Source organism: Bradyrhizobium sp. 25ACV (assembly GCF_054863005.1).
The window spans coordinates 589,434-612,290 of record NZ_JAVAYO010000002.1 but is presented as its reverse complement, the minus strand read 5'-3'; the positions used below and the strand labels follow the sequence as shown (position 1 = coordinate 612,290).

19 protein-coding genes are annotated in these 22,857 nt (G+C 58.9%); 9 read left to right on the top strand and 10 right to left on the bottom strand.

Features of this window, described 5'->3' with window-relative positions; all coding sequences use genetic code 11:
- Positions 1–214: 214 nt before the first annotated feature.
- The 4 genes from RAD04_RS06590 (at position 215) to RAD04_RS06575 (ending at position 4,987) form a co-directional block, all read left to right on the top strand.
- A complete protein-coding gene (locus tag RAD04_RS06590) occupies positions 215–391 on the top strand; it encodes a hypothetical protein (protein WP_375849101.1) in 177 nt (58 codons plus the stop codon).
- A 798-nt stretch (positions 392–1,189) separates the two neighbouring features.
- Positions 1,190–1,900, top strand: a complete 711-nt coding sequence (locus RAD04_RS06585; RefSeq protein ID WP_461623188.1) for a MerR family transcriptional regulator — start codon at positions 1,190–1,192, stop codon at positions 1,898–1,900.
- Positions 1,901–2,501: 601 nt separating this feature from the next.
- Positions 2,502–3,605, top strand: coding sequence for a branched-chain amino acid ABC transporter substrate-binding protein (locus RAD04_RS06580; RefSeq protein WP_461623088.1), 1,104 nt, complete (start codon positions 2,502–2,504; stop codon positions 3,603–3,605).
- A 236-nt stretch (positions 3,606–3,841) separates the two neighbouring features.
- A complete protein-coding gene (locus tag RAD04_RS06575; protein WP_461623087.1) occupies positions 3,842–4,987 on the top strand; it encodes a hypothetical protein in 1,146 nt (381 codons plus the stop codon).
- Positions 4,988–5,270: 283 nt separating this feature from the next.
- Here the strand turns inward: RAD04_RS06575 and RAD04_RS06570 are convergent, their stop codons facing one another.
- Positions 5,271–5,996, bottom strand: a complete 726-nt coding sequence (locus tag RAD04_RS06570; RefSeq protein WP_027544409.1) for a helix-turn-helix transcriptional regulator — start codon at positions 5,994–5,996, stop codon at positions 5,271–5,273.
- A 1,600-nt stretch (positions 5,997–7,596) separates the two neighbouring features.
- The gene (locus RAD04_RS06565; RefSeq protein WP_461623086.1) at positions 7,597–7,842 is read right to left on the bottom strand and encodes a hypothetical protein; all 246 of its coding nucleotides are present in this window, start codon (positions 7,840–7,842) and stop codon (positions 7,597–7,599) included.
- A gap of 692 nt (positions 7,843–8,534) precedes the next feature.
- Between RAD04_RS06565 and RAD04_RS06560 the strand changes: the two genes are divergently transcribed.
- Positions 8,535–9,284: a P-loop NTPase family protein gene (locus tag RAD04_RS06560; RefSeq protein ID WP_027544405.1), complete on the top strand. Its 750-nt coding sequence runs from the start codon at positions 8,535–8,537 to the stop codon at positions 9,282–9,284.
- Positions 9,285–9,337: 53 nt separating this feature from the next.
- Entirely contained in the window at positions 9,338–10,009 is a 672-nt protein-coding gene (locus RAD04_RS06555) for a hypothetical protein (RefSeq protein ID WP_461623187.1), read from the top strand.
- 123 nt (positions 10,010–10,132) lie between these two features.
- Here RAD04_RS06555 and RAD04_RS06550 read toward each other — a convergent pair whose 3' ends face one another.
- Positions 10,133–10,552: a DUF7694 domain-containing protein gene (locus tag RAD04_RS06550; RefSeq protein WP_458180808.1), complete on the bottom strand. Its 420-nt coding sequence runs from the start codon at positions 10,550–10,552 to the stop codon at positions 10,133–10,135.
- A 922-nt stretch (positions 10,553–11,474) separates the two neighbouring features.
- Between RAD04_RS06550 and RAD04_RS06545 the strand changes: the two genes are divergently transcribed.
- The gene (locus RAD04_RS06545) at positions 11,475–11,747 is read left to right on the top strand and encodes a hypothetical protein (RefSeq protein ID WP_234684939.1); all 273 of its coding nucleotides are present in this window, start codon (positions 11,475–11,477) and stop codon (positions 11,745–11,747) included.
- 1,168 nt (positions 11,748–12,915) lie between these two features.
- Here RAD04_RS06545 and RAD04_RS06540 read toward each other — a convergent pair.
- Positions 12,916–13,110, bottom strand: a complete 195-nt coding sequence (locus RAD04_RS06540) for a hypothetical protein (RefSeq protein WP_375849109.1) — start codon at positions 13,108–13,110, stop codon at positions 12,916–12,918.
- An 817-nt stretch (positions 13,111–13,927) separates the two neighbouring features.
- Here RAD04_RS06540 and RAD04_RS06535 point away from each other — a divergent pair.
- Together RAD04_RS06535 and RAD04_RS06530 are read left to right on the top strand one after the other, a co-directional pair.
- Complete coding sequence (locus RAD04_RS06535; RefSeq protein ID WP_461623085.1) at positions 13,928–14,392, top strand: transglutaminase-like cysteine peptidase; 465 nt, start codon at positions 13,928–13,930, stop codon at positions 14,390–14,392.
- Between the two features lie 616 nt (positions 14,393–15,008).
- Positions 15,009–15,269 carry a hypothetical protein gene (locus tag RAD04_RS06530; RefSeq protein WP_461623084.1) on the top strand — a complete coding sequence of 87 codons (261 nt, stop codon included), beginning with the start codon at positions 15,009–15,011 and terminating at the stop codon, positions 15,267–15,269.
- 742 nt (positions 15,270–16,011) lie between these two features.
- Here RAD04_RS06530 and RAD04_RS06525 read toward each other — a convergent pair.
- The 6 genes from RAD04_RS06525 to nifA all read right to left on the bottom strand — a co-directional run bounded on the left by RAD04_RS06525 (position 16,012) and on the right by nifA (position 21,609).
- On the bottom strand, positions 16,012–16,518 hold the full coding sequence (locus RAD04_RS06525) for a 7-carboxy-7-deazaguanine synthase QueE (protein WP_461623083.1): 507 nt from the start codon (positions 16,516–16,518) through the stop codon (positions 16,012–16,014).
- A gap of 135 nt (positions 16,519–16,653) precedes the next feature.
- Positions 16,654–17,118 (bottom strand): 6-pyruvoyl trahydropterin synthase family protein, encoded by a 465-nt coding sequence (locus RAD04_RS06520; protein WP_461623082.1) that lies wholly within the window; start codon positions 17,116–17,118, stop codon positions 16,654–16,656.
- 2 nt (positions 17,119–17,120) lie between these two features.
- Complete coding sequence (gene folE, locus RAD04_RS06515) at positions 17,121–17,858, bottom strand: GTP cyclohydrolase I (protein ID WP_461623081.1); 738 nt, start codon at positions 17,856–17,858, stop codon at positions 17,121–17,123.
- Between the two features lie 594 nt (positions 17,859–18,452).
- A complete protein-coding gene (locus RAD04_RS06510) occupies positions 18,453–18,701 on the bottom strand; it encodes a hypothetical protein (protein WP_461623080.1) in 249 nt (82 codons plus the stop codon).
- Between the two features lie 119 nt (positions 18,702–18,820).
- On the bottom strand, positions 18,821–19,663 hold the full coding sequence (locus RAD04_RS06505; RefSeq protein WP_027544396.1) for an electron transfer flavoprotein subunit beta/FixA family protein: 843 nt from the start codon (positions 19,661–19,663) through the stop codon (positions 18,821–18,823).
- Positions 19,664–19,848: 185 nt separating this feature from the next.
- Positions 19,849–21,609, bottom strand: coding sequence for a nif-specific transcriptional activator NifA (gene nifA / locus RAD04_RS06500; protein ID WP_375849118.1), 1,761 nt, complete (start codon positions 21,607–21,609; stop codon positions 19,849–19,851).
- Positions 21,610–22,857: the final 1,248 nt, after the last annotated feature.

Genomic DNA, 22,857 nt, shown 5'->3' with positions numbered 1-22,857 from the left:
GGCCGAGCCGAAGAGCGAAGGGCTGCGCAGACGCAACACACTCGGGCTGCTGATGGCGCCAAGTGTGTTGCGTCAACATCACCCAGTCGCCGCGAACATTTGACGACGCCCCACTTTGGTGATAGCCGCGCAGTCCCGTCGTTCTCATCGACATGGAATGTGTCGCTTGCGATAGTCTCTAGGAATGGAGCCAACATGTCATTGGTCTCTGACAGTGCTGATCGATGTCGATCGACGACGAAATTGCGAATCAGTTGGTGCGACTGGCGAAGCGCAATTTGCGGCCGATTCACATGTCGAACACGCCAAGGGCTACACGGACGTTCAAGTTGATCTCGTTCCAGATCATGCGAAAGCCGCCTCGCGCCTGCGCCAGCCGGTGTCCCCCTGAACTCACCACCGCGCAGATATCAGCCGGTGATCCCGCTCCGGTATCCTCATGGGCACGGGAATGATAGTTCGAAAGTCCTTCACCCCTCGCGCAAATGAGTGCCTGCTCTCCCTCAATGACGGGCCCCAAACCACCCGCTCTCATCGGTCTTCTCACTTGCCATCACCGCGCACCGCCGGCCCCTCGCGGTGATCGTTCAGGCGCCGCGATGCGCTGATCCGAACAGTTCGCCGTCAGTTTCGCGCACCAGTCAGCTGGGGATTCCGCAGAGCGTTCGATTGTTCAGATTCGTCTGGCATCGGCTGCCTGGATTTCAGGCAAGGCAAGTCCGTCGCTGTTGCACAACCGCGTCACTTGAGTGCGTATCGCGCCTTCCGCGCTGAACGCCGCCGATCTGTCGTCTTTTCGCCCAACGGCGCGGTCAAGCGCCTCGGCCAGCTAACGATCACAAACAGGGAGCCGAACATTGCTGCAGTATAGTGGTGTCTACGATCCGGAAGATCTCACGGTCCTCGGCGCGATCTTTGATAAAGCCATCGCGTCATTACCGGCATCTATGCGAACGCCTGAAAACCGGATCACAATCGCCAAACTTGTTTTGGAGCGTACAGCAGCAAGCCAATCCGGCTTGGCGTCCCTTATGCTCTTGCTCGACGCCCTTCCATCTGCCCACTCGGTTGAGCGGCGATCGGAGCAGAGCCAGCCTGCTTGCGCCAGAATGGACGACTGCCCTACCAGCTAATTCAAGTAGCTTGATTCTCACGTGACGTCAGGTTGTAGGCTTGCCAATTGAACATCATGATCAAAGCTACACCACGAAGGCGTCGCTGGCGCATTGGAGAACTTGCGGAGGCTACCGGGGTAACGGTACGCACGCTGCATCACTACGAGCACACGGGTCTGCTCAGCGCGTCCGAACGCACGGACGGCGGTCATCGAATGTACGAACGCGAAAGCATTCAACGAGTGTCGCAAATTCGCGCGCTGCGCGAGCTCGGCTTTTCGCTGAATGATATTCGCACGGCAATGGGAGGCAAGACGTCACTTACTGACCTCCTGCGCAAGCATTTGGAGCAAATTGAACTTCAGGTCACGCGCACGACCCAGTTGCGGGATCGTTTGCGTAACATGACGACGGACTCTGACACGCAAGTCAGCATGCATGAGCTGCCCGCTGCTCTGAATGCAGCTTCGCGCGCTGAATCGCGCCCCCAGACTGCGCGATGCACGTGCGCGCTCGGCGTTGATCGAGAAGAGCGCTGGCGAAAGATCCGGGATGAGTTGCGCGATTGTGTCGATCGTGGCGAGCACCCTTGCAGCGAGCGGGCCGCTGCCGTGGCACTGAAGGCGCGCGCGCTCATCACAGAAATTGCCGGGACCGACCCGGCGACCTCAACCATGCTGAAAGTTCTTGCGCGACTGAGCACGCCGCGCAACCTGGCCGGCTGGAACCACAGTCTGATGCAGTACCTTGATCTCGCAATGGCCGCATTGCAGGACAGGCACTGACGCAGCAGCCGATTCAGATGCGTGCTTCATTTAAATGATTGGCGGCCGCACGTCGCGACTGCTGCGTTTCCGGCTCGGCCTCTTCCTTCCGTGCCTCCCCATCAACCTAGTTGCTATCGCTCCTTCCACGAGAACCGCTCGCGACCTCGAGAGATGGCGTCTCTCGAACAGGCTTGAATCGGACGTAACGTCAGATTGTACGATGGAATCTGGCTGATACCGGATTAACGCGCGGAACGCTCTCACGGGCGAGGGTTGCCCTGGCCCCGTACGCCTGGTTTTCCAAGCTGCGTTCTCGGCGTTCGACAAGCAATGAAGGATCGTTATGGCCCTACCAGAGTCTGATCAGCGCGTTTGCGCCGACCGCGAGTGCGGTTCGAGCCAGCTTTCGTCTGACCCTGCCCGAGTGCCTGCCGGAAGAACGGATCTCTGGGGCATCCTTCGGCCCATCTTTCGCTTACCACGGCACGCGTGCGAGCACCGGGCGGAGAACGGCTCACAGCAAGGGCCGCCGGTCCGACGGCTGTCATTGTTCGACGCCTCAGCAAAAGTTTTTCAAGGCAAAACCAGCCACAGACTCAAGCCCGCATGGACTCTCATAATGTCAATTCATGGCGCCATTTCTCTCGCAGCTATTTCACTCCTTGCTTTGATGTCCGTTGCAGCTGCGGCCGACATCAATATTGCTGTGGCAGGGCCGATGACTGGAAGCAATGCTGCGCTTGGGGCGCAGATGCGGGACGGTGCTGCTGCCGCCGTCGATCATCTGAATGCGTCAGGCCTCCTTCCAGGAACGACGGTCGTGTTGAGCGTCGCCGACGACGCGTGCGATCCCAAGCAGGCGGTCGTAGTCGCCAATCGGCTTGCATCAGATCAGGTCAAGTTGGTCGTTGGCCACTTTTGTTCTTCCTCGTCGATACCGGCTTCCAACGTTTACGACGAGGCGCAACTTATTCAGATATCGCCAGGATCCACCAATCCCGCGCTCACAGAGCGTGGCATCAAATCCGTGTTTCGTATCTGTGGGCGCGACGACCAGCAGGGTGTCGTGGCGGCCGAATATATCCGACGGCATTTCCCCAACACCAAGATTGCCGTCCTTGACGACAGGAGCACCGCTGGCAAAGGCATCGCCGATGTCGTTGCGGCTCATCTTCGGGAGGTTGGGATATCGGATGTGAAGCGACAAAGTTACGTGGCCGGGGAGAAGGATTACATGGCCCTGGTTTCGAGGATGAAAGCGGACGGAATCAAACTTGCTTACATCGGCGGCTACTACAATGAGATCGGGCTGATCGTGCGTCAGGCCTCAGAAGCAGGTGCAGGTATGACCGTGATGGCCAATGATCCTCTGATGACCCACGATTTTTCGATGATCGCGGGCAAAGCCGGAAACGGAACACTGTTCACCTTTATGCCGGATCCCACCAAGAATGCTGAGGCGGCGAGCGTCGTGGCACGTCTCAAGGCCTCCAACCGGTCTTCGGAAGGTTATTCGCTTTACGCCTATGCGGCTGTGCAGGCATGGGCGAAGGCCGCAAAGCGCGCCGGCACTTTTGATTCATCGAAAGTAGCAGCTGCGCTTCGTTCGCAGCCAATTGACACGGTGATCGGTGCCGTCCGGTTCGACGCCAAGGGCGACAATTCGGCTCCCGGCTTCATTGTCTACCGTTGGCAAGACAATATCGTCGAACAGGCCGAGTGAATTGATCGCAACTCATTACGGTACGATGGGTTCATTCAGCCGCTCGATACCCTGATGCACATGTCAAGGGGACGAGCGCACGCTCGTGACCTTCGCACCCCGTAACAGGACTTCCTCGGCACTCTCACTAGTCGAGCCAGCTGGTCAACTGGTGCGGTTCTCCGCGCTTGTTGACCTGGGCTGCACCACACCAAAACGGATGCTCTCCAATGCGTAAGATATTTGTAGCTTGTAGCATGCTTGTTCTCGCTCAAGCTCAAGCCAGTGCTCAAGATTCCCACCTGCTTGCCGCGGTGGAGGAACATGCCGCGCCAGGTGAGGCTGATGATCGATCGCCCCAAGCAATGTCTGCAAGGAAGCCATTTGAAACGCCAGAGGCTCCAACCCCAGTTCCGACTGATACTGCGGAGTTTGGGTCCATTGACGCGACCGTCACGTTTCTGGCGGACGTATATGGACCCGCGCCACAAACGTCGCAGCGTCGCACTCTTCGTTATGAACAAGCCAAGAGATATATTGACGCGCATCCGGGTACGCCTGGCGTGCTGTTCATCGAAGACGTCATCGACCATCGTGGCTCGAACGGCATAGCACCGCAACACGAACTCGAGTATCGGGAGACACCAGCTCACTATTACGTGGGCGGCGGGACCCTAAACGACACTGTGTTCGGGTTCGTTGACGGACCGTATCCTCCCGTGTGGACGATTGAAGCGGCACCGGTCTATTCGAGCCTCATCTATGTCGACGCACAAGGCAACGAGACATATGTTAGCGAGAGCAAAGTCCGGCAGATGAACGATCTCACCCCCGAGCTGCTGGACGAGATGATGCGACGCGAGGATGCGGATCGACGTTATCATGCCAGTCAAGGCTTTCTGGCAGATGAGATTCAGCGAGCCGCGGATAACGGCGACAACTTGCGGCTGGCCCAACTCACCGAGCAGCAACAGCAAGCACAAGCTGCGCATTGTGCGGCGATGCAGATGCGTCAGCAGCGCGACGCGGAGATCGATCGGATGTATGACCTCAACTTGAAGGCCGACGCCGGTACGATCAGCGCTCCCGAACGAGGGGAACTCGACAACTTCTCCAAGCGATCTGAGTTGATCGAATCGACTGCACCGATTTCTGACCGCGATGCCGCCGGTCCTCCGCCAACCAGCTGCCCATTGTGTCGGAGTACAAACATTGCGGTGTTGCGAAGTCGACATTTTACCGGGACATTCCAGTTTACCTCTAGCGATGATCGGTCTGTGGTCATGGCTTATCGCCACGGCCACGCAGGTCCCATTGGCGTGCTGATCGGTCTGCCGAAGGATCTGTCAGGACCGATATTTGGTAGCTGGACCAACGCGGGAATGACCTTGCCGCCACCCTAGAAATGACAGCGGTTTGGACCGCCGCCCAGCCTTGTCTGCGCAGGCACGATCAGGACTGATCCGTCACTGTCCGTGCGAACCTAAGCCCCTGCTTGCTGAAACACTCGGCGTCCGCTCAACCCTTCCTTGGCGGTAAGGAAGCTGCGAAATTGGCCGTCCACGGGCACCGCTCGCCACGGCGACGTGCGGCTCAAGGCGATGTCCACCTTGGTCGGTTGCACATCGCGGGCAGGACGGTCGTCCCTTACCGAATGATCTGTCGGTGCAGGGGTGGGCCGGGCATTCAAATGAGGTTTTGGCGAATGGCCTTTGCAATTCCGTGGGTCCGGTTTGAAGTCCCGAGCTTTCGTATCGCGTTCTTGAGATGGAAGTTGACTGTATTCTCGCTCACCTCGAGTATCTTGCCTATTTCCCAGGAGGACTTGCCCTCTCCCACCCATCGCAAGCAATCTTTTTCCCGCTCAGACAGTGCAACTTCGCAATTTGAGCCGCTAGCGGAGGGCCGCGAGATCTCCGCAAGGGCAATGTGGAAGTGCCAGGCCAGTACGTTGAGATGACTCATCTGGCACTGCGGATCAGCATCGTCGAACGGGGATGCAAAGGATGCCAGAGCCACTTGGCCCAATGGTCCGTACAACGGCACGCTCATCCCGTGCTTCAGACCTGCCTCTTTGGCTTCTGCGAGTACGCGCTGCTCGCTGGGTTGCAATTGACATTTTTTGGCAAGTTGATCCCACAGGAACGGCCGCGAAAGCGTTGGCGCCCGTCGTACCACCGGATCGATGACACGGTACTTGCGTTCAACGTACCGGCCGCACCAATCGGACGGGAAGGTTACCGTTACCCCGGAGGGCAGATATTCAGGCAGACCACATGCCTCCGCGAAAGTGAGGGCTCCATAAGCGACTTCACTGAAGCCTTTCTCGCTCGCACAGCTTACGAGAAGGTCGAATAAGACCTTGATAGAGTGAGTTGCCTTGGCGCATTCGATGAAATTGAAAAGATCCATGTAGCGCCTCACGAGGCCCCACGGCCCAAAAGTCGTACTGCGTCATTGCGCGCAGAGCTTGGTGAGGGCGGGCGTCGTTCACTCGCCTTCACCGTTGGGCTTCGCGTCTTTGCAATGCGAGCGCTCGAGCGCTGCGCCACGCAGTTCCAGAGCTGGGTAAGCTCTCCCGAAACGCGCTCGGAAGGGATAGGCGCCTCGAAGCAGGGACGAGTCGAGAAGGCCGCGGACGCGTGTCGACGGATTAAGCCCGCCACGTCTTAACTGTCGTGTGGACAGCTGCGATTCGGCTCGTCGCAGCGCGCAGGGCGGGCTATCATGAACAATGAAAGCGGCCGCTATCGGACTGCCGGAGAGCTCCTCGCTGAGTTGAGGATGACCGACTTCTAAAAGAGTGCGGTTGTGCAATCGCAGGCGCCATAGCGGTGGCGGAGCCTCGGGATGCCTATTTGCGTTTCCGCAACCCGGATCCACGGTAGAGCAAAGCGCATCCGCTCTCTTTGTTCGATGCTGGTGAAGACGCCCTCGGCGAGCCGCACGAGATGGCCGTTGCCGAAGACGAGAACCTCGCACAAGAACCGCATGCCATCTCAAGCGCCAATGACCAAGCGTCTCAGCGCGTCCGACGCGGACCCGCGCGCAGGTGCAACTTTGCTTCATCGAGACGAAACGGTGCATGCGGGACTCCGGAACTTCCGAGCTGGCCCTTAGGACAGCAAGTGTCGTACCAATTCCCGGCAGTCATGAATTCACGTCCGAAAGCAGTGTGTTGAGCCACTCGTCGGTCGTTCGGCGGGTCGGAGGATCGAAGCAACTCCGACATTCGTCCGAATGCGACACTGCGCTTTGCTACAGAAGCGACATTTGCAGGTCAGCAAAGCTGCCAACAACAAGATACGTAGCCCGTCTGCGGCACAAAGGGGCGCCCCTGTAATCCCATGCGCGGCGAAGCGTATGGTCGAGAGCTGCTGAGCGCGGCCGACCGCCAGAGCGGGCGCCGTTTCAGTTCCAGCCAACAGCCATCGAACATCCCGGTCCGGCACCAATGCTCTGGGTTGCAATCAGCGATCGCGCTCCCACTCAATGGCACTGCATACTCAGCCGTTGGCTGGTCGACTTGCCGATCGTCGGCCAGCTCGCCCTGACTGGATGCTGGACGACACACGCGGCTGAATGGCCGCGACCTTCAAGATCTGTACGATAGACCGGTGCTCATCGCACGAGGAACGAGCTGCCGCCGACCTGCGCGGTTTCCGACAATTTGGCGTGACGCGCAGGCAATCTGAAGCGGCACTACTCCTCGATTGGGCTTATCAAGCCGCGATCGTGTGTCACGCGGCGGACCAAACGTCGCAATGGTTGCTGCCAACAGGCCCGGTTGCGTTGCACTAGATACAGAACGTGTGACGACGGGGATTGTGCCGCGGACCAGCATCGCGTCATCCTGGAACGTTACCTCGCGCCAAACGGGAATGCGCCACAATCCAAATGCGCGACCCGCGAGCAACACCCTCGGCGCCGTTTACATCCGACGTACGCCGAGGGCTTTTGCGTGCACGGACAGTGGTTCCGCTCGCAAACTCACATCAACTCTATTGGTTGCTCATTGCAACTCACCGGTATTAGGACCGACGAATTCCAGAATCGACTCTGCCTTCTGAACCTCGTGCGCGAGGCGCTTGAAGATTCGAATGGCAGACGCCGGCGTATCAAGGAGTCCAACTCTCTTGCAGGCGAGCTCGAAATGATGCGCAACCTGTTCGTTACTGGAAGCAACCCGGGTCTGAAGCGCGCATGTAGTTAGCGAGGCGAGCATGTGCTCGACGACATCCATTTCAGCCTGACTCACCCCTCTTCCTTCTTTCAGCTGTTGGCCCGCCCGCAAACGTCATCTCGCGAATTGACGGCCAAGTTATGACCGACAAAACAGCGAACCATCCTACGGCGGCGCCAGCCTTGCGACGGCCCTAGCATGATGTGCGCTCATTTCACAACCCCGCGGTGGCTTATGTCGACGCTCATGCTGCACACTTGGCTGCGCAATGTCGCTCAACTGTAAAGCCGTCGACACGTCCATCGAGGCAACACTTCAGTCGAAAGCTCGCTCTCTTGATTCGACCGAGGCACGATGCCCTCTTTCGGCCAAGCTGGTCCTGCCGCCGATCCAGTTTGTCTAGCTTTCGCGACCGCTCTCGTTTTGCCCAAGATATCTCTGCGTGGTCCCCTCGCCTGCAAGCGAGCAGGCGGCATATGACGCCGCACCGTTGGCTCTGTGTTGCCCATACGCGATAGACGCCGAATGTGCCTGGCGTTCCGAGTTCAAACCTGACGTTACGTCAGATCGACGACGAAGGCCGCAGTCCGGATTCTCCGAGCTGTTAGATGGCCGCAAACCTGACGTAGAGCGCTGCCACGTCAGACCTCGCTCGCATAAATTTGCAAAACTTCGACGACCTCTTCTTTCTGCCATGTTCACGTCCAAAGCAAAGACTGTCGATCGCGCCCCGCGGTTGGCGTAGCGCGTGTCTTAAAGGGAATTCAATGGCGAAGCCGGTTGTGATTGTGGTGGGCGCGGACAAGGGTGGGGTCGGCAAGACGACCGTATGTCGGACGCTTCTGGACTATTTCAGCGTGAACAAGGTGCAGACCCGCGCCTTTGACACGGAGTCACCGCGAGGTACGCTGAAGCGCTTTCATTCCGACATCACTGAGATCGTCGATATGACGACGACGGCAGACCAGATGAGGATCTTCGACACCCTGAACGCCGGGCTGTCGGTCACCGTGATCGACGTCCGCGCAGGTTTGCTATCGGTCGCTCTGAACTCGTTGCGGGACATCGGGTTCCTGGATTCAGTAAAGTCTGGTCAGATCACCTTTGCCGTCTTTCATATCCTTGGCCCTTCGATTGCCTCTCTGGACGAGATCGCCGAAACTTCCAATTTCATGAACGGCGCGAAATACTTCCTCGTCAAAAATTTCATAAATGATACCCAGTTCTTTCAATGGGATCAGTCGACTTACGACTCGTATTTTCGCCGCATCAAGGGCGCCACCGAACTGACGATTCCGAAACTCAACGAGATGGCCTATGAGCAGGTCGAGGTCGCTTCCGTTTCGTTCGTGAATTTCGTCGCAAACAAGGGACCGCTCGATGAGATCGCGAACTACTCCTTTGTGCTGCGGGGCTATGTCCGGCACTGGCTGGCCAACGTCTGGTCCGAGTATGACCGCATCAATTTGACCGATGTGACTGGCGCCACATCAAGGCCCCGCAGCAGTGAAACGTAGCCCTTTTGGTATGCACCTTGGGGAATATACGAAGTCGTGTGATGTCGCTGGAGATGCCGCCCACGCCGGTCTACATCATCTGCTCTCCCGGCCTGCAGGTCGGCAAGACTCTGATCGCGCGGCTCTTGAGCGAGTTCTTGTTGCTCAAGAACGGATCGGTGCTCTCCTTCGACATCAGTTTGAGGGAGCCGTCGCTGGTCGATTACCTGCCCGCAATTACCGAGACGGCAGATGTGACAGACACTTGGGGCAAGATGCAGTTGATGGACCGGCTCATCCTGGACGACGGGGTCGCGAAGGTGATTGATCTCGGTTTCCACGCATTCGACGAGTTCTTCAAAATGTGCATCGAGATTGGGTTCATGAGGGAGGCGGTACGCAACCAGGTCGCACCAATCATCCTATTTGTCGGGAGCGCCGATCGCGTCTCCTCACGGAGCTATGAGGTGTTGCGGCACCAGATCCGGGCACCAGCGCTGATCACCGTCCATAATCAGTTCGTGCTGCGCAGCGAGTTGCCCGAAGCAATGGACCGCGCTCCTGTGCTGCGCATCTTCGCACTGCCGCAATTTTTGAAGACCTATATCGATCGCCTGACGTTTTCCTTTACGGGGTATTTGCGCCACGAGAAGGATTCGACCACGGAGCTGCATCAATGGATTCGGCGGAATTACACCCTGTTCCGAGACCTCGAATTGAGCCTCATGCCGGCGCGCTCATTTTGAGGCCAAGCGATGAATCGCTGACCCGTGCAGTCGACGGGCCCTCTCCATCTTGAAATAGGAGACGTGGACCGACGAGGTCCAGCGTCCGAGTGCATTGGGCCGGGTGTCAACCGCACACTCCGATCACGATCGTGCTCTCATTTGTGCCACCAGCGACGCGGCCTCGGACGGTCCGAGGCCGACGACGCCTATGAAGGATGCCGGTGGCCTTGGAATATTCTCACGAATGGGCTTCCAGAGGTGCAGGCAGTACCTGCTGTTGTTCACATATTGCGAGTATGGCGGGTGCAGCTGCATCACGCATTCCTCTTCATCCCAAAACAGGTCCTTGACGAAGCACATCTCTTCCCAGTTCGGACAACGCCGCGGCGTCGAGACGGAGACGTGCTCCCATCCCGGACGGACCAATGCTGCGATTTGCAGTTTACAGCCGCAAGGTCCTTGAACAAAAAAGAGACCACAAGGACCTGACCCTGGCGCGCTGGCGAACTGCCCATGCTGTACGCGGCCGGCCTCCAATCTATCTATGATCTGCGCTCTCACGCGTCCTCCTTGGCTTTTCAACTCATCTGAAGTCGGCGCACACGAAGGTTTCGCCGGTGCTTCATCGACTTCACCCAATGCTACCGCACATAGGTCAGCCTGAAACAATTCCAATACGTCATCTATGTGGCCGCAGCCGTTGAGTTCGTCAGGTCAATCAAGCTCGCGCTCGCATTCGTCGCTGCATCACTCTCTCTCGAATGATCAGTCTGTGGGAAAGTGGCGTTCAGCGACGCATTCCGAAAGACCTTTGGCAGCTTCAGATTCGAATATCCCCGCTGGGACGCGTGGAGCAAGAACCGAATCATGGGCTGCGAGCGCGTCAATCCAAGATGTCGCGGACTCCAAACCGCGGGATTCGAACAACTTCGATATTGCCTCACACGAGTTTGGTTGACGCAAACGGAAAAGACCGCCTGCGCACCGCTTAGCATTCAGGTCCGGTTCGTGACGAAGATGTCGGAAACCGGACCCTAAGCGCGACACCATTTGCCGCGGCGACGCCAAACCCTAGGCTTTCTTGCGTCAACGAACGCCTACAGCACCGCTTCCTGCGGCACGCCAATTGCTGAGCGGAATATGCGGCAGCGATCGCTTGCGCACAGCCTACCAACGCGGGATCTTTCGATGACACTTGGTCAACCCACGCCGATCAACACGCGGACGAATCGCGGCTTGGCAATTGTCCGAGATGCACTTGACGGTCGTCGCAATCACGATCGAACCGATACCTGCCTCGACCAATCCGGAGATTGGCCAGGGCTAGGCTTGGCTTAACGTCCCAATCGGCTGTCGATGAGGTCGGCCGGGCGTTGGCCGCTCCGATCTTCAATTTGGGAGCATCGGGCCGTTTCGCCTGGCCATGGTGACATCCGATTTCGCGCGGATGCGACGCTCGCCTCGATTCACTAGGGATAGATGAGTGCTGATGATGCACTGGCGTGAACCAAGACGACGCCTGATCAACGCGCAGGACGCGCTGCGAGCGGCGCGTTGTGATCTCCCCCTGAAGTCGGGCACACCACAACTTTGGTCGCTTGCGGCAATTTTCGCCGCGCTTGTCTGGATGAGCATCTACGGGCTTGCCGGGGTTTTTCGATGGGCGACTGCAACCCGCCACAGGTGCGTGCTGCGCTTAATGCGCCGACGACCCGGCTCGCCGAGCCTCGCCCGCGCCAAAGACAGATACAAGTGAAGTGGGCCATCGCGTTTTCGGTAAGCTTGTGGGCCATGCTTATCGCTTACTGCGCTGACAGTCCTGAAGCGTTCATCGCTGCGAGTCTTGCCGCAGCGGTAAGCCTGTGCCGGCTCTTGGACTAGCCAAGTACCCGGAGAATGACGCAAATCTTCCGACGACAGTTGCGCAGGAGCCTCTTTTGCGGCGCCGGGATGGGCCGCCTCACCTGCATCGGGCTTGTCGGCGTTCATCTTCGCTCCGCGACCGCGACTATCGTCTTGAGATATTCAGCCCCGCTGTTGGAAGATAGATCCTGAGCCGCAGCACTGCTCGGCTCGAGCCGCGCCCTGGTCCCAAGAGCGTTGTCGGCGGTCGATAGCAAGGATGAAAACGATCGCAGCGTCTCAACATTAAAAAGCCCGACGCCCTCGGAGCAGGCTGGAGGTGCGTCGGGCCCAACCTGGCGAGGTTGGGGCATCGACATGCCGCTGAGGGAGCCCACGTCCATGCCCACGATGGTTGTTGCAAATGATGTGCCGCGGAAATTGGCCGAGCGGTTTCGCGACGATCATTGAATGTATTGCCGTGAGCTATCGTCGACACTCCTGCGTGAGGGTCGATCCACTATGTCTTGCCTGCCCGACAATGTCCGAAATTCTACGAGCCCGACACGACGTGCGTCGATGTTCAACACGGCCAAGGATGTCGCATGCTGGTTGATACAGCTCATTGTGCGTCTCTCGGCTGAGGAGCACGAAAAAGCCCGACGCGCCTTGCCGGGTAAAAAGGCGCGTCGGGCCGGCGAGGCATAGGCACTGGAGAGCCTTTCCCCTCAGAAGGCTTCAGCAAAACACGTGCCACCCTGAAGGCTGCCGCGATGATCCATCGCGTCTATGAATAAGCGGGGGCGACGCGCCTGCTCACGTCCAGGTACGCGAGCCTATCCGAACGTCTCATTCGATGCCGCTGGGCGACGGCACGCGTTGTCGTCGCATTGCTAGATCCAATTAAGAGATCCATCGAATTCGAGTCGGTGAGACATCCTTCAAATTTCGGGGATCGAAGGCGACGTGCGGATTATGGGCGCGGGGTGTCAGGGGTGCGGGCGCATGGGTCGAGGTCACTTCAAATGCTGCGGGCCAGAGCCAAGTGAGATCTTCTCGGAAGGCCACCGGATTGAATATATTCATTGCTCCTCGTCGGCATCTCTTCTCAATCTTTCCCGCTCGTCGGCCCACCGTTCTAGCTTTTGATATTCCTCGGCGATTTTAAGCAGCTTGGCTTTTGACTTTGGACAATCGAACGACTCCGCCTTGGCAAGCGTCGCCTGAGCTCGCTGCCGCCAGTGTGTTGGACCGCTCGATGAGCCTTTGCGCTTCATGGAAATGGATATGCAACGGCTAGACCAGGTGAAGCGGCGCCCAACATCCGTGGTGATACGTAGGAACTTCTCGGGCGTGGGTCACACTACCTTCAATATGGGAAGTGGCGCCATTTTTGATCAGGGCGGACATTATTGATGTCGCGAAGATCGTTGGCAGTAATGCCTGAGAGGCAAAACTAGCGGAGGTCCCGGTTGTCTGAACGGACTCTCCGCGCTGACAAGTGAAGAGTCGTCGGCGGTTGGACCGCTCTGCGGACCGGGATCTGCTGACGACTTCTGCGCAGCGAATTGTCCGCGGAACGGCGTGAGCCCGAACACGCTCGCACGACCTTCATGGGGGCTTGAATCGCACGTGGCGTCAGATTGTACGGTTTTCGGATCAGGCAGGCGGGCCTTTGCTCGTCCTCGATCTCTTCCCGCGCAGTCACAGGGGGTTGCACATGTCTTGCAGTTTCGGGGGCACGGCGCACGGGCTGCCGGTACGGAGTGGACCTGCGCATGACTGGCGGACCGCGGCGTCGCAGAGGTGCTGCGGACGACGGACCCTTTGGATGATGGCGTTCCTCGGGTCACTGCGCCTCGTAGCTCCGCCGCCGTTGATCTGTCGTTTCGTGCTCGTGACCTCGGGTCTGATCGGCCGTCCGTCAGCTACAGCATGCGCAGGACGTTAATCCTGGCTGCAGTCGCAGCTACCACAATGGGCTCTCAAACGATGACGACCGCTCGATCTGCCGATCAGAGATCGTCGGGTATGCCGGCGATCGCGGTGTCGGCGTCTCCGCACCTCAAGCTTGACCGTCCGGCGCTCCCTCCTATGGCATACACCATGTTCTGCCTGCGCTATCAGAATGAATGCCGCCTCCGCCTCCTGTTTCGCGGCGGTCCGGTCCACCTGACCGAGGCACGGTGGGCAGATTTGAAAGAAGCTAACCAGACGGTGAACAGCGCCATTATCCCGGAAGCCAGTGAACCCGGTCCCCCCGTGGAAGCCTGGCTTATTGATCCGGAGCGCGGCGACTGCAACGACTACGCCGTCAGCAAGCGCCACCAGCTTCTACAGCGTGGATGGCCGCCGCGAGCGCTGTTGCTCGCCGAGGTCGTGACCGCCTCGGGCAAACATCATCTGGTTCTGGTGGTACGGACTAAGAGCGGCGACCTCGTGCTGGACAATCTGACCCCGCAGATCCGATCGTGGTCGCGTGCTCCCTATCGCTGGGTTCGAGTTCAGTCGCCAGGCAATCCGCGATATTGGCGTACTATCGCGCAGCGCGGCGAGTAAGCGCCTCACGGAGGAGATCGGAAATGTTCCCGGCTAGCGCCACGGGCGCACTGCAGATGATCGAACCCCTGGGTGACTTCGTTCAGCGCGCCACCGGTCGGTCTCCGACCGGCGCCGCAACTGATCTGTGGTCCGCGCTCTGATCGGCGGCCGTCAGCTATGACGAAATCGCCTGCAATCAGACCAGCATCGCGCGCTGGTGAGATCGCTCTCTCAAGGCCCGTTTTGATTGATCCATTCTCCTTGTCCCTTGGATATTTGCCTAGCGTGGTCGCGCGTCTTGGATCTGCGGAGCTTCGTAAGCAGAGCCGGCGGACATCACGCCTCTTTTGGCCGCTCCGAGACAATATGGATGATCACGATGAATGAACATCAGAGCCGATCGGACGCTCTCACGGACCGCTATTTGCAGGTGCCGTGGGGATTGTCCTTCGCCAGACCGACGGAACGGATTCGCCATTCCTGTGCCCCCGCATCGTATTCCCGACTCATTTCGAGAAGATCGGCTTCTCAGCCGCGATGGGCTGTTGGCAGCAGCAGACGAGATGCGTGGTTTGGAGCGAAAGGACAGATCAAGCGGATCGAGCACGCTGAACCGTATCAGGAGAGTTCACCTATGCGCTGCCCGAAATGTGAGGCCGACAAATGGTATGAAGTTGCAACGCACGATCCCTGGAGCGGTCGGCCGGTGATCGCCTGTAAGATCTGCGGCGAATATGCCGAGCTCGAGGCGCTCAAACGTGAGGATGCGCACGATGTGATTACCCGGACGCTGGCGGCTGACTTGGTCGGTGAGGGGCAGGCTGACGCGCGGGCCCTTGCGAGCAAGATTCTCCAGGCGCTGGAGAATGCCGGCCTGACAATCAGCCGCTCCTGACGCGATTTCCCTCGACCCCACCTCATTCCGTGCCCGCGGAATCAGACACGATCGGGGTCTCGTTGCACTGGCATCCGCGGACGGGTTGTTGTCTGTCAAGACTCGATGATCGGTCGCAAAACTGAAGCCCGGCCTATTGGAGCTTGACGGGGCGTGTGGAAGTGCCCGCAAATGTGGTCTCGACCGTTAGCCATGACGATGGAGCCTCTTGTCTCAATGCCGGTGATTGCGAGGAGGCACATTTCGTTGTTTTGAGAGAGAAAAAAGCTCCACTCGGCCATCGAAAGGGCTTGAACCTTACGCTGCGTAAGATTGTAGGCTTGCGGTTGCGGCGAAAGCTGGCTTGGCTTGCCCCACCGCCGAGATTATTGAGCCGCCAGAATATCTGGCTATTCGCTTGACGTCGGCGGCTGTTGCTAAGGAAGAACCGATGATACCCGGGCGAATGACGACAACGCTCACCTCAATCGACCGCATGTTTCTGAAGATTCGGGAACTGATCGACACAGACGACTCGATCCCGCTTGAGCTTCGCGCGTCGCTGCACACGACATTGGACAGACATCTTCGCCTGGCAAAGGAAGGAGTCTTCAAGGCCCCTGTGAGGAGCCAATAAGCGGCTTGCGTTGCCCGGCTCCTGCTCGGTTTGCCCGAGGAGCCCGGTTTTCGGTGAAGTTGTCCCATTTCACAATCATTTCCGCGGTAGCAAACGTGGACTTTGTGACAATTGCTTTAGCGGGCTTCACCGCACGCCGATATACTTCTGCATTTGGATGCTGACGCGCCAGTTGCGTACAGTTGCCTCTCGGATGCACAGCTGCGTCGCTTTTCGGCTTTGGCTCAATGGTTGTAGCCATATCACAGGCTCGAGCGCGTGCTCGATAGGCAGGCTCAGCAGGTTTGGGATGTCGGCAGGCTTGCCCACCGGGTGTTTGATCTCATTGGCGCGCAGCAAGGCCTCACCGAGAACAGATCGCCGACCCGGCATGCCAACTTTCGGACTAACGGTCACCCATGTGTAGGGATGCGCCTGAATGGCTTGGGTGCCCGATGTCTCCAATTGCACTGAGAATCCGGAACCGACGAGCAGCGTGGTCAGTGGCCGTAGGTCGTACAGCGCGGGCTCGCCATCCGTAATCACGACATGCCGGGCGCTGAACGCCTGCACAGCGAGCAGGACGTCCTCCGGCGACATCATGGCCCAGGTGTTGGTGTCCTCGGTCTTGATCATCATGTCGGCGATCGACACTCGCCGCTCTGAATCGACGACCAAGTGTGCTTGGTGTCGCACCACGGACACCTGACCGGGCATGCCTGCAACCGTACGAACACGGACGGTGTGCCCGCCTTGCAGGCCTCCCCTTGGATGGTTTCAAATATTTCGTTAATCGGCAGCACGGCCTGCCTCCCGATACATGGCGCTGTTCGCGCCGTGCTCCTTCACCTCGACTGACACCAGCCGGCAACGCGGAGCAAGTCCCTTTTCCGACAACCAGTTGCTGCCGACGCGGTGGACGTGTTCGGCAAATTTTTCACAGCCAACTGCCGGCAGGACAACGACGTCTGCTAAGCCGCGCCGTGCGGCTTCGCGAAACCATTCGAGCTCGGGGTCGTCCGCGGCCACGACCGTCTTGTGGTCGAACGTACCTTCGAGGATCGCCCTCAGCTCTTTGAGGCCGCCAAAATCGACGACCCAATTCTTGTCGTCCAGGGTGTAGGCTTCGAACTCGAAACGAAACGACAACGAGTAGCCGTGCAGCAGGCGACAATGCGACTTTGCGCGCCACTGGCGGAACGTGGCAAATAGGCCGACCTCATGGCCGTATGTCTTCGTCGATAAGTATGCCACGTCTAGTCCTTGATCTGCGCCATAAGTTCGGTACGCATTGCCTTGCTGTCGCGGAAGGCTCCGCGCATGATGCTGGTCGTCATGATGGTTCCGGTTTCGCGAACACCACGCCAGACCATGCACTGATGCTGTGCCTTGAGGACGACGGCCAACCCCTTCGGCTTGAGACGGCCCTCGAGCTCGTCCGCCAGCATGACGGTGGCTTCCTCTTGCAGGTGGGGTCGTGACAAGATCCAGTTGGCCAGGCGTACAAACTTGCTGATACCGATCAGCTTGTCGCCAGGCAGAACACCGAGCCACATGCGGCCGGTGACGGGGACAAGGTGGTGGGCGCACGCCGAACGTACTGCGATAGGGCCAAGCGAGTAGACCGCATCCAGACCGCTGTCGTTCTGAAACTCCGTGACCTCGGGCGCAGCCCCAAAGCGGCCGGCAAACACCTCGCGCACGTACATTTTGGCAATTCGCTTCGCGGTCCCCTGCGTATTGTGGTCGTGATTGGTATCGATGACCAGGGCATCCAGCACGGCCTGCATGTGCCGCTCGACCTCGGTCTGTATCACCTCAATGTCACCGGGCAGCAGGTGTTTTGCGATGTTGGCGTTTGGCGCAAACGACACGCCAGCTTCGAGGAGGCGTTTACGAATTGCCTGCGTTGAGCTTATCAAAACTTCCTGCCTGACACTTTGCCCTGTTTCCGCCGAGGACTGATCTGCAGTCCGATCGCGTGATCCGCCCACGCCATCTGATCCGTCGGCCGAAAGAACTGAGAAATGGCCGCCTGGAGAAAAGGCATTTGGGGCATAACCTGCGATTGCGGGCACTTCAAAGACCGGACGCTAGTCAGCGGTGCAGGCGAAGCTTTTCAATGCACAAATTCGATACATTTGAGATGAACTCCTGGGGTGGTCGCTGCGAGGACCGCAATTGTTGAAATGGGTCTTCTCATCTCTAGCAATCAGCGTGCCGGATACGACTCTGCGCGAAGTTGCCCGAAGAAGACCACGGGCTTTGCATCGCTCGCGCGGATGGGATACGCCGTCGCGTTCGTCCCCAGACATGGGCGTCTTCGACCCGACGGCGACTGATACGACGATACGGCCACTCTTCTACGACCCCAATAGACTGCCAGAGACATGACGCCTCCCCTAAGTGGGGCTGGAGTCCGCGGCCGAGCGGCTCGATCTGGAAACCAAGAGGCAACGCAAGATGCAACGCCAGAAAAGGAACGTCTCGGCCGCAAATGTGCGAGCCGCCTTCTCACCGACATAGTGGGGGCCAATCGCCATATGTGGTTGACGCTCCCGTTCATTGCAGCGCATTGGCTCTGAGCTTCACGCTGTCAGATGCTTCAGCATCGAGTTGCAGGCCTGCTCGGCGTCGGCGAACGTTGTGAAGGGCGAGCCAGCGATCTTGATTGCACTACGACTTCGATGAAGCGGGCGCCATGACGCCACATAGCCGGGACGTCCGCGAAAGCCGTGGCCTGCGCGGCTCGCATAAGCGATCACGAAGGAGAAGCCATGTCCGCTTGCACTCCACACGTCCAAATGCTCGACGGCGCAGTGGAATCGCAGGATCATCGCCACTCGTAGCCTGCAACTTTCGGCTTAACGCTCTGTCCACCCACCTGCTCTGCCCCGGCGTAAGCTCGTCGACGGCCGCTGCTCGTCCTTGCCGATCGCCCGAACCTCTCCCCGGGTCATGAGCCTCGGGCGAGAGCGGCAAGCTCAGCTTCAAGCTTGGGCTTCTGCTTGAAAATGGTATCGATCAAGGCTTGCGCCGGCTGCTCGGCAGCATCCACGATGGCTGCCTTCTCTGCGCGCGCCGAGGGCGCGAAGACGCGTTTAACAACGGTGGGCGAGCCCCTGAGACCGCATTTTGAAACATCCTCGACGCCAGCCTCCTGGGCGTTCCATTTTACAATTGGCGCTCGAGCGGCGCGCAAAGCATCTGCCATTGCGCCACGGCGAATCTGGTTGGTGGCCTCCATCATGGTGATGAGCGACGGCAGGCTTGCGCGCAGCACCTGGGTGCCGCCCTCGCAGCGCCGCTCCGCTTCGATTGTGCGCGCGGTGAGATCGATGGTCATGATCTTGGCAACATAGGTTAGCTGTTGCACAGCAAGCCGCCTTGCGATACCAGGCCCGACCTGCGCGGTGTCGCCATCGATCGTCTGCTTGCCCGTGAATATGAGGTCAGGCTGGCCATAATCCTTGCCGATCTTGCGGATGGCGGTCGCGAGTGCGTAGGTGGTTGCCAGGGTGTCCGCACCCGCGAAGCAACGGTCGGTCAGCAGCACCGCGCGATCGGCGCCAAAGGTGAGGGCTTTCCGAAGAGTGTCCTCGGCCGAGGGTGGGCCCATTGTAAGGACGGTGATCTCACCACCAAACTTGTCGCGCAGATCGAGCGCAGCTTCGAGCGCGAACAAATCGTAAGGATTGATGATGGTGGGCACACCCTGACGCATGATCGTGTTGGTCACAGGGTGCACGCGGATCTGTGCGGAATCAGGGACCTGCTTGATGCAGACGACATTGTGCATGTGCTTCTCCAGAGACCTTCGAAATCCGGAGAAAGCACAGCAAATGTCGTACCATTTGCGGTTTAAGGCATGAGTCGATGTAAACAACAAGTTCTGAGAGCCTGACGTGCTCCAACACGTGCAGACGCATTTCGGACATTCGTCGTCATCGCGACAGCGCTATGGTCGCACCGCCCCCACACCGCTCAGAAACGCTTGATCTCGATGCCGTATTTCCTCAGCGCGTAGCCAATCTGGCGGGGAGTAACGCCAAGCAGGCGCGCCGCCTTTGCCTGAACCCAACCCGACCGCTCCATGGCCGCGGTGACGCGCTCGGGATCGGTCATCTGTCCGGTACTTACGAGCGCGGCGCCGGCTGGACCCAGCCCAGCCTGCGCGTCCCGGACAGGCGGGACAGCGCCGGCGGCCGACCGACCAGCTTCAGCGCTGCTCGGCTTCGGGGCCCCTGCGCAAGTTGGGCGCGCATGCGGCGCCACGTCTTCAGATCCCCCCTTCCACAGCATCGCCGAAAGGCACTGGCCGTGGCAGCAGGCGAAGTCGTCTCTGCAGATCGAAGGTCCTGGGGCGAGGGTCGCTGTCCGCTGCACGCAATTTTCGAGTTCACGGACGTTACCCGGAAACCCGCAATTCATCAAAATGTCCGTCGCACCTTGATCGAATGTCAACGTGCGGCCGTTTTCGCTGTTGAAATTCCTGAGAAACTCGGCGGCGAGCAGCGGAATGTCGCTGCGCCTTTCGCGCAGGGGCGGCAGCAGCAAGGGAACCACGCTCACACGGTAATAGAGGTCAGCGCGGAACCCGTTATTTGCGACCGCTTCCTCCAGGTTTCTGTTCGTGGCTGCAATGACGCGAACGTCGACTTTCATGGTCTGATTGCTGCCGACACGCTCGAATTCCTGCTCCTGCAGGACGCGCAGCAGCTTTGCCTGAAACGAGGGCGAGATCTCTCCGATCTCGTCCAGAAACAGCGTACCCTTATCGGCCAGCTCAAAGCGCCCCTTGCGCGAACTGAAGGCGCCGGTAAAAGCACCTTTCTCATGGCCGAACAATTCGGACTCCAGAACGGTCTCGGGGAGCGCCGCACAGTTGAGCTTGATGAACGGCCGCTTGGAGCGCGCCGAGAGGGCGTGAATAGCCTTGGCCACCAGCTCCTTCCCGGTACCGGATTCGCCGCGCAGCAGAACCGTGCTATTCGATTTGGCAACCACCGCGATCTTGTCGAGCAGCGCGCGCAGCGCCGGACTATCGCCAATGATGCCTTCCACATTGACCTTCTTGCGCTCGCGAGCGGGTTGCTGGATTTCGGCCAATTGCTTTTGCAATCGATCCTTTTCCGCCATCAGTCGCTCGCGGTCTGTCGCAAAGAGCCGATGCAGCTTCACGGTCTGCCCGACCAGATTGGCGATCATGGTGAGAAGTCTCACGTCGTATTCGAGCCGTATGCTTGAGCTGTCGTCCAGAACACGGTCGATGGTCAGCGCGCCAACTGCTTTCGCGTCGATCCGAATGGGAACGCCGATGAACGACACCCGTGCGTTATCGGTGGCACCGAGCACCTCGAGGTCGGCCGTCGTGAACGCCGAATGGACTGCGATGTCCTCGGCCACGAGCGGCATGTCCGTCGCCACGATCTGATCAATCGCTTTCGGTGGGAGCCGCGTCCGGTACCGCTCGTCGCTGCCTTCGGTCCAGCCGACGCCGACCGTAATGTCTGGCTGGCCATCATGGTCGAAAAGCGAGACGATGCCGTGCCGCATCTGAACAAACGAATGCAGAATATCCACGACGTTGGCCAACGTGAGCTCGAGCCGGCAGGGGGCGGCGAGTATCTTCGAGATTTCGAAGATCCCGACAACGGCGCTTTCGTGCAGCGTCACAATGGGAACAGTTTGGCTCGTCTCCGACACTGAGTCAGGCCTTTCGTGTGCGGAAGCGATGTTCAACATGACGACGTCTCCGTTATTTTCAGCATCCTCCCTACCATCTTGTTTGGATTTTGCGAGTTTGATGCTGCGCCTGATGCTCGTGCGCAATTCAGGTCGCCAGCTAGACATAGCGCTCTTTCATGGCACTGCTATAAACGCATCGTGGTCCTAACGTCCTTGTTATGAGGTCGTCCTGTGTTCACAGTGCACGGCACGAGTTCCATGGACCTGCATCAACGATTTTCCGACTCCATCTGTAGCCGACCGCGAGCCGTCGGCAACCTTTGAATAACAACTTGGCGCATGCGTCATCTTTTTCCCGATCAGAATGGGATTTTTTCCCGGCCAAACATTGGAATGCGATGCTAGCGGTCTCTTCTGGTGCAGTCCCACGCGAGGAGTCGCCGATGTTTTGCAGGGATGCTCATTCCTCACGTGCGACAAAACGCTGCTCTCGCATGCAATCGCAATTGCCCGGAATCTGACGCGGTGTGTTGGTGCGTGCGATTTCGCTCGTAAGAATCGGGAGCCTCGCTTTGCGAGGGGCTAATCGCTGCTTGCAAAGGCAGGCGAACGCGCAAACGCCGGCGATCACAGTATCGATGTCGGCGTGGCTCTTAGCTGACGAACACAACCACGCGGTTCACATCGGGTCCCCGATTCAAGTGGAATAGGCCGAGCGCAGTCTTGACTGAACTCGTCAACGGCGAGCTTGGTGACGTCCGGCGACGTCGCAGGAATGCCGCCACTGTCGATCGATGCATGCGATTGCGCTCGCGAGCCGTTCATCGACGTCTAGGGCGCCGAATAATAGCTGCCGATATCTGCTGCGATTGACCTCGATCTTGACACTGGTTGCAGGGTCGCACCTGAATCGCTCACGTTGAAGCGGCGGATGAGTGCAGCGAGCCATCGGCCAGCCGGCTGCCCGAGACGGCGCTCCGGCGAGGAGCTCGGGATTGTGCGAGGCCGCGGCCGGAACCAGCGTCTTGCGTCCTCGCTCGGGATGTTACCTTCGAAGAGCGTGAGGCCGATGGGCGCCAGTCGTAGGCTCCGGCCGACCGAATTTCCCACGTTCTTCGCCAAGATCGAGGCACAAACACACACCTTATTCCCATAGCGCCACCGGTGAGCGCGTTGCAGGATCTGGGCCACTGCGATCAACAACGTAAGACTTCGCAGCCAAATGTCGTCTCGCGAAGGGGCGCGCACTCAGGACATGGGCTGTGTTTGCTTTCTGACATAGGGCAGAATTCCAACAGTCGATTG

Excerpts from the sequence above, each read along its gene's own strand:
- RAD04_RS06585 (WP_461623188.1), top strand. The coding sequence starts at position 1,190 with ATGATCAAAGCTACACCACGAAGGCGTCGCTGGCGCATTGGAGAACTT.
- RAD04_RS06580 (WP_461623088.1), top strand. The coding sequence starts at position 2,502 with ATGTCAATTCATGGCGCCATTTCTCTCGCAGCTATTTCACTCCTTGCT.
- RAD04_RS06575 (WP_461623087.1), top strand. The coding sequence starts at position 3,842 with ATGCTTGTTCTCGCTCAAGCTCAAGCCAGTGCTCAAGATTCCCACCTG.
- RAD04_RS06570 (WP_027544409.1), bottom strand. The coding sequence starts at position 5,996 with ATGGATCTTTTCAATTTCATCGAATGCGCCAAGGCAACTCACTCTATC.
- RAD04_RS06560 (WP_027544405.1), top strand. The coding sequence starts at position 8,535 with ATGGCGAAGCCGGTTGTGATTGTGGTGGGCGCGGACAAGGGTGGGGTC.
- RAD04_RS06555 (WP_461623187.1), top strand. The coding sequence starts at position 9,338 with ATGCCGCCCACGCCGGTCTACATCATCTGCTCTCCCGGCCTGCAGGTC.
- RAD04_RS06540 (WP_375849109.1), bottom strand. The coding sequence starts at position 13,110 with ATGAAGCGCAAAGGCTCATCGAGCGGTCCAACACACTGGCGGCAGCGA.
- RAD04_RS06535 (WP_461623085.1), top strand. The coding sequence starts at position 13,928 with ATGGCATACACCATGTTCTGCCTGCGCTATCAGAATGAATGCCGCCTC.
- RAD04_RS06530 (WP_461623084.1), top strand. The coding sequence starts at position 15,009 with ATGCGCTGCCCGAAATGTGAGGCCGACAAATGGTATGAAGTTGCAACG.
- RAD04_RS06510 (WP_461623080.1), bottom strand. The coding sequence starts at position 18,701 with ATGATCCTGCGATTCCACTGCGCCGTCGAGCATTTGGACGTGTGGAGT.
- RAD04_RS06505 (WP_027544396.1), bottom strand. The coding sequence starts at position 19,663 with ATGCACAATGTCGTCTGCATCAAGCAGGTCCCTGATTCCGCACAGATC.
- nifA (WP_375849118.1), bottom strand. The coding sequence starts at position 21,609 with ATGTTGAACATCGCTTCCGCACACGAAAGGCCTGACTCAGTGTCGGAG.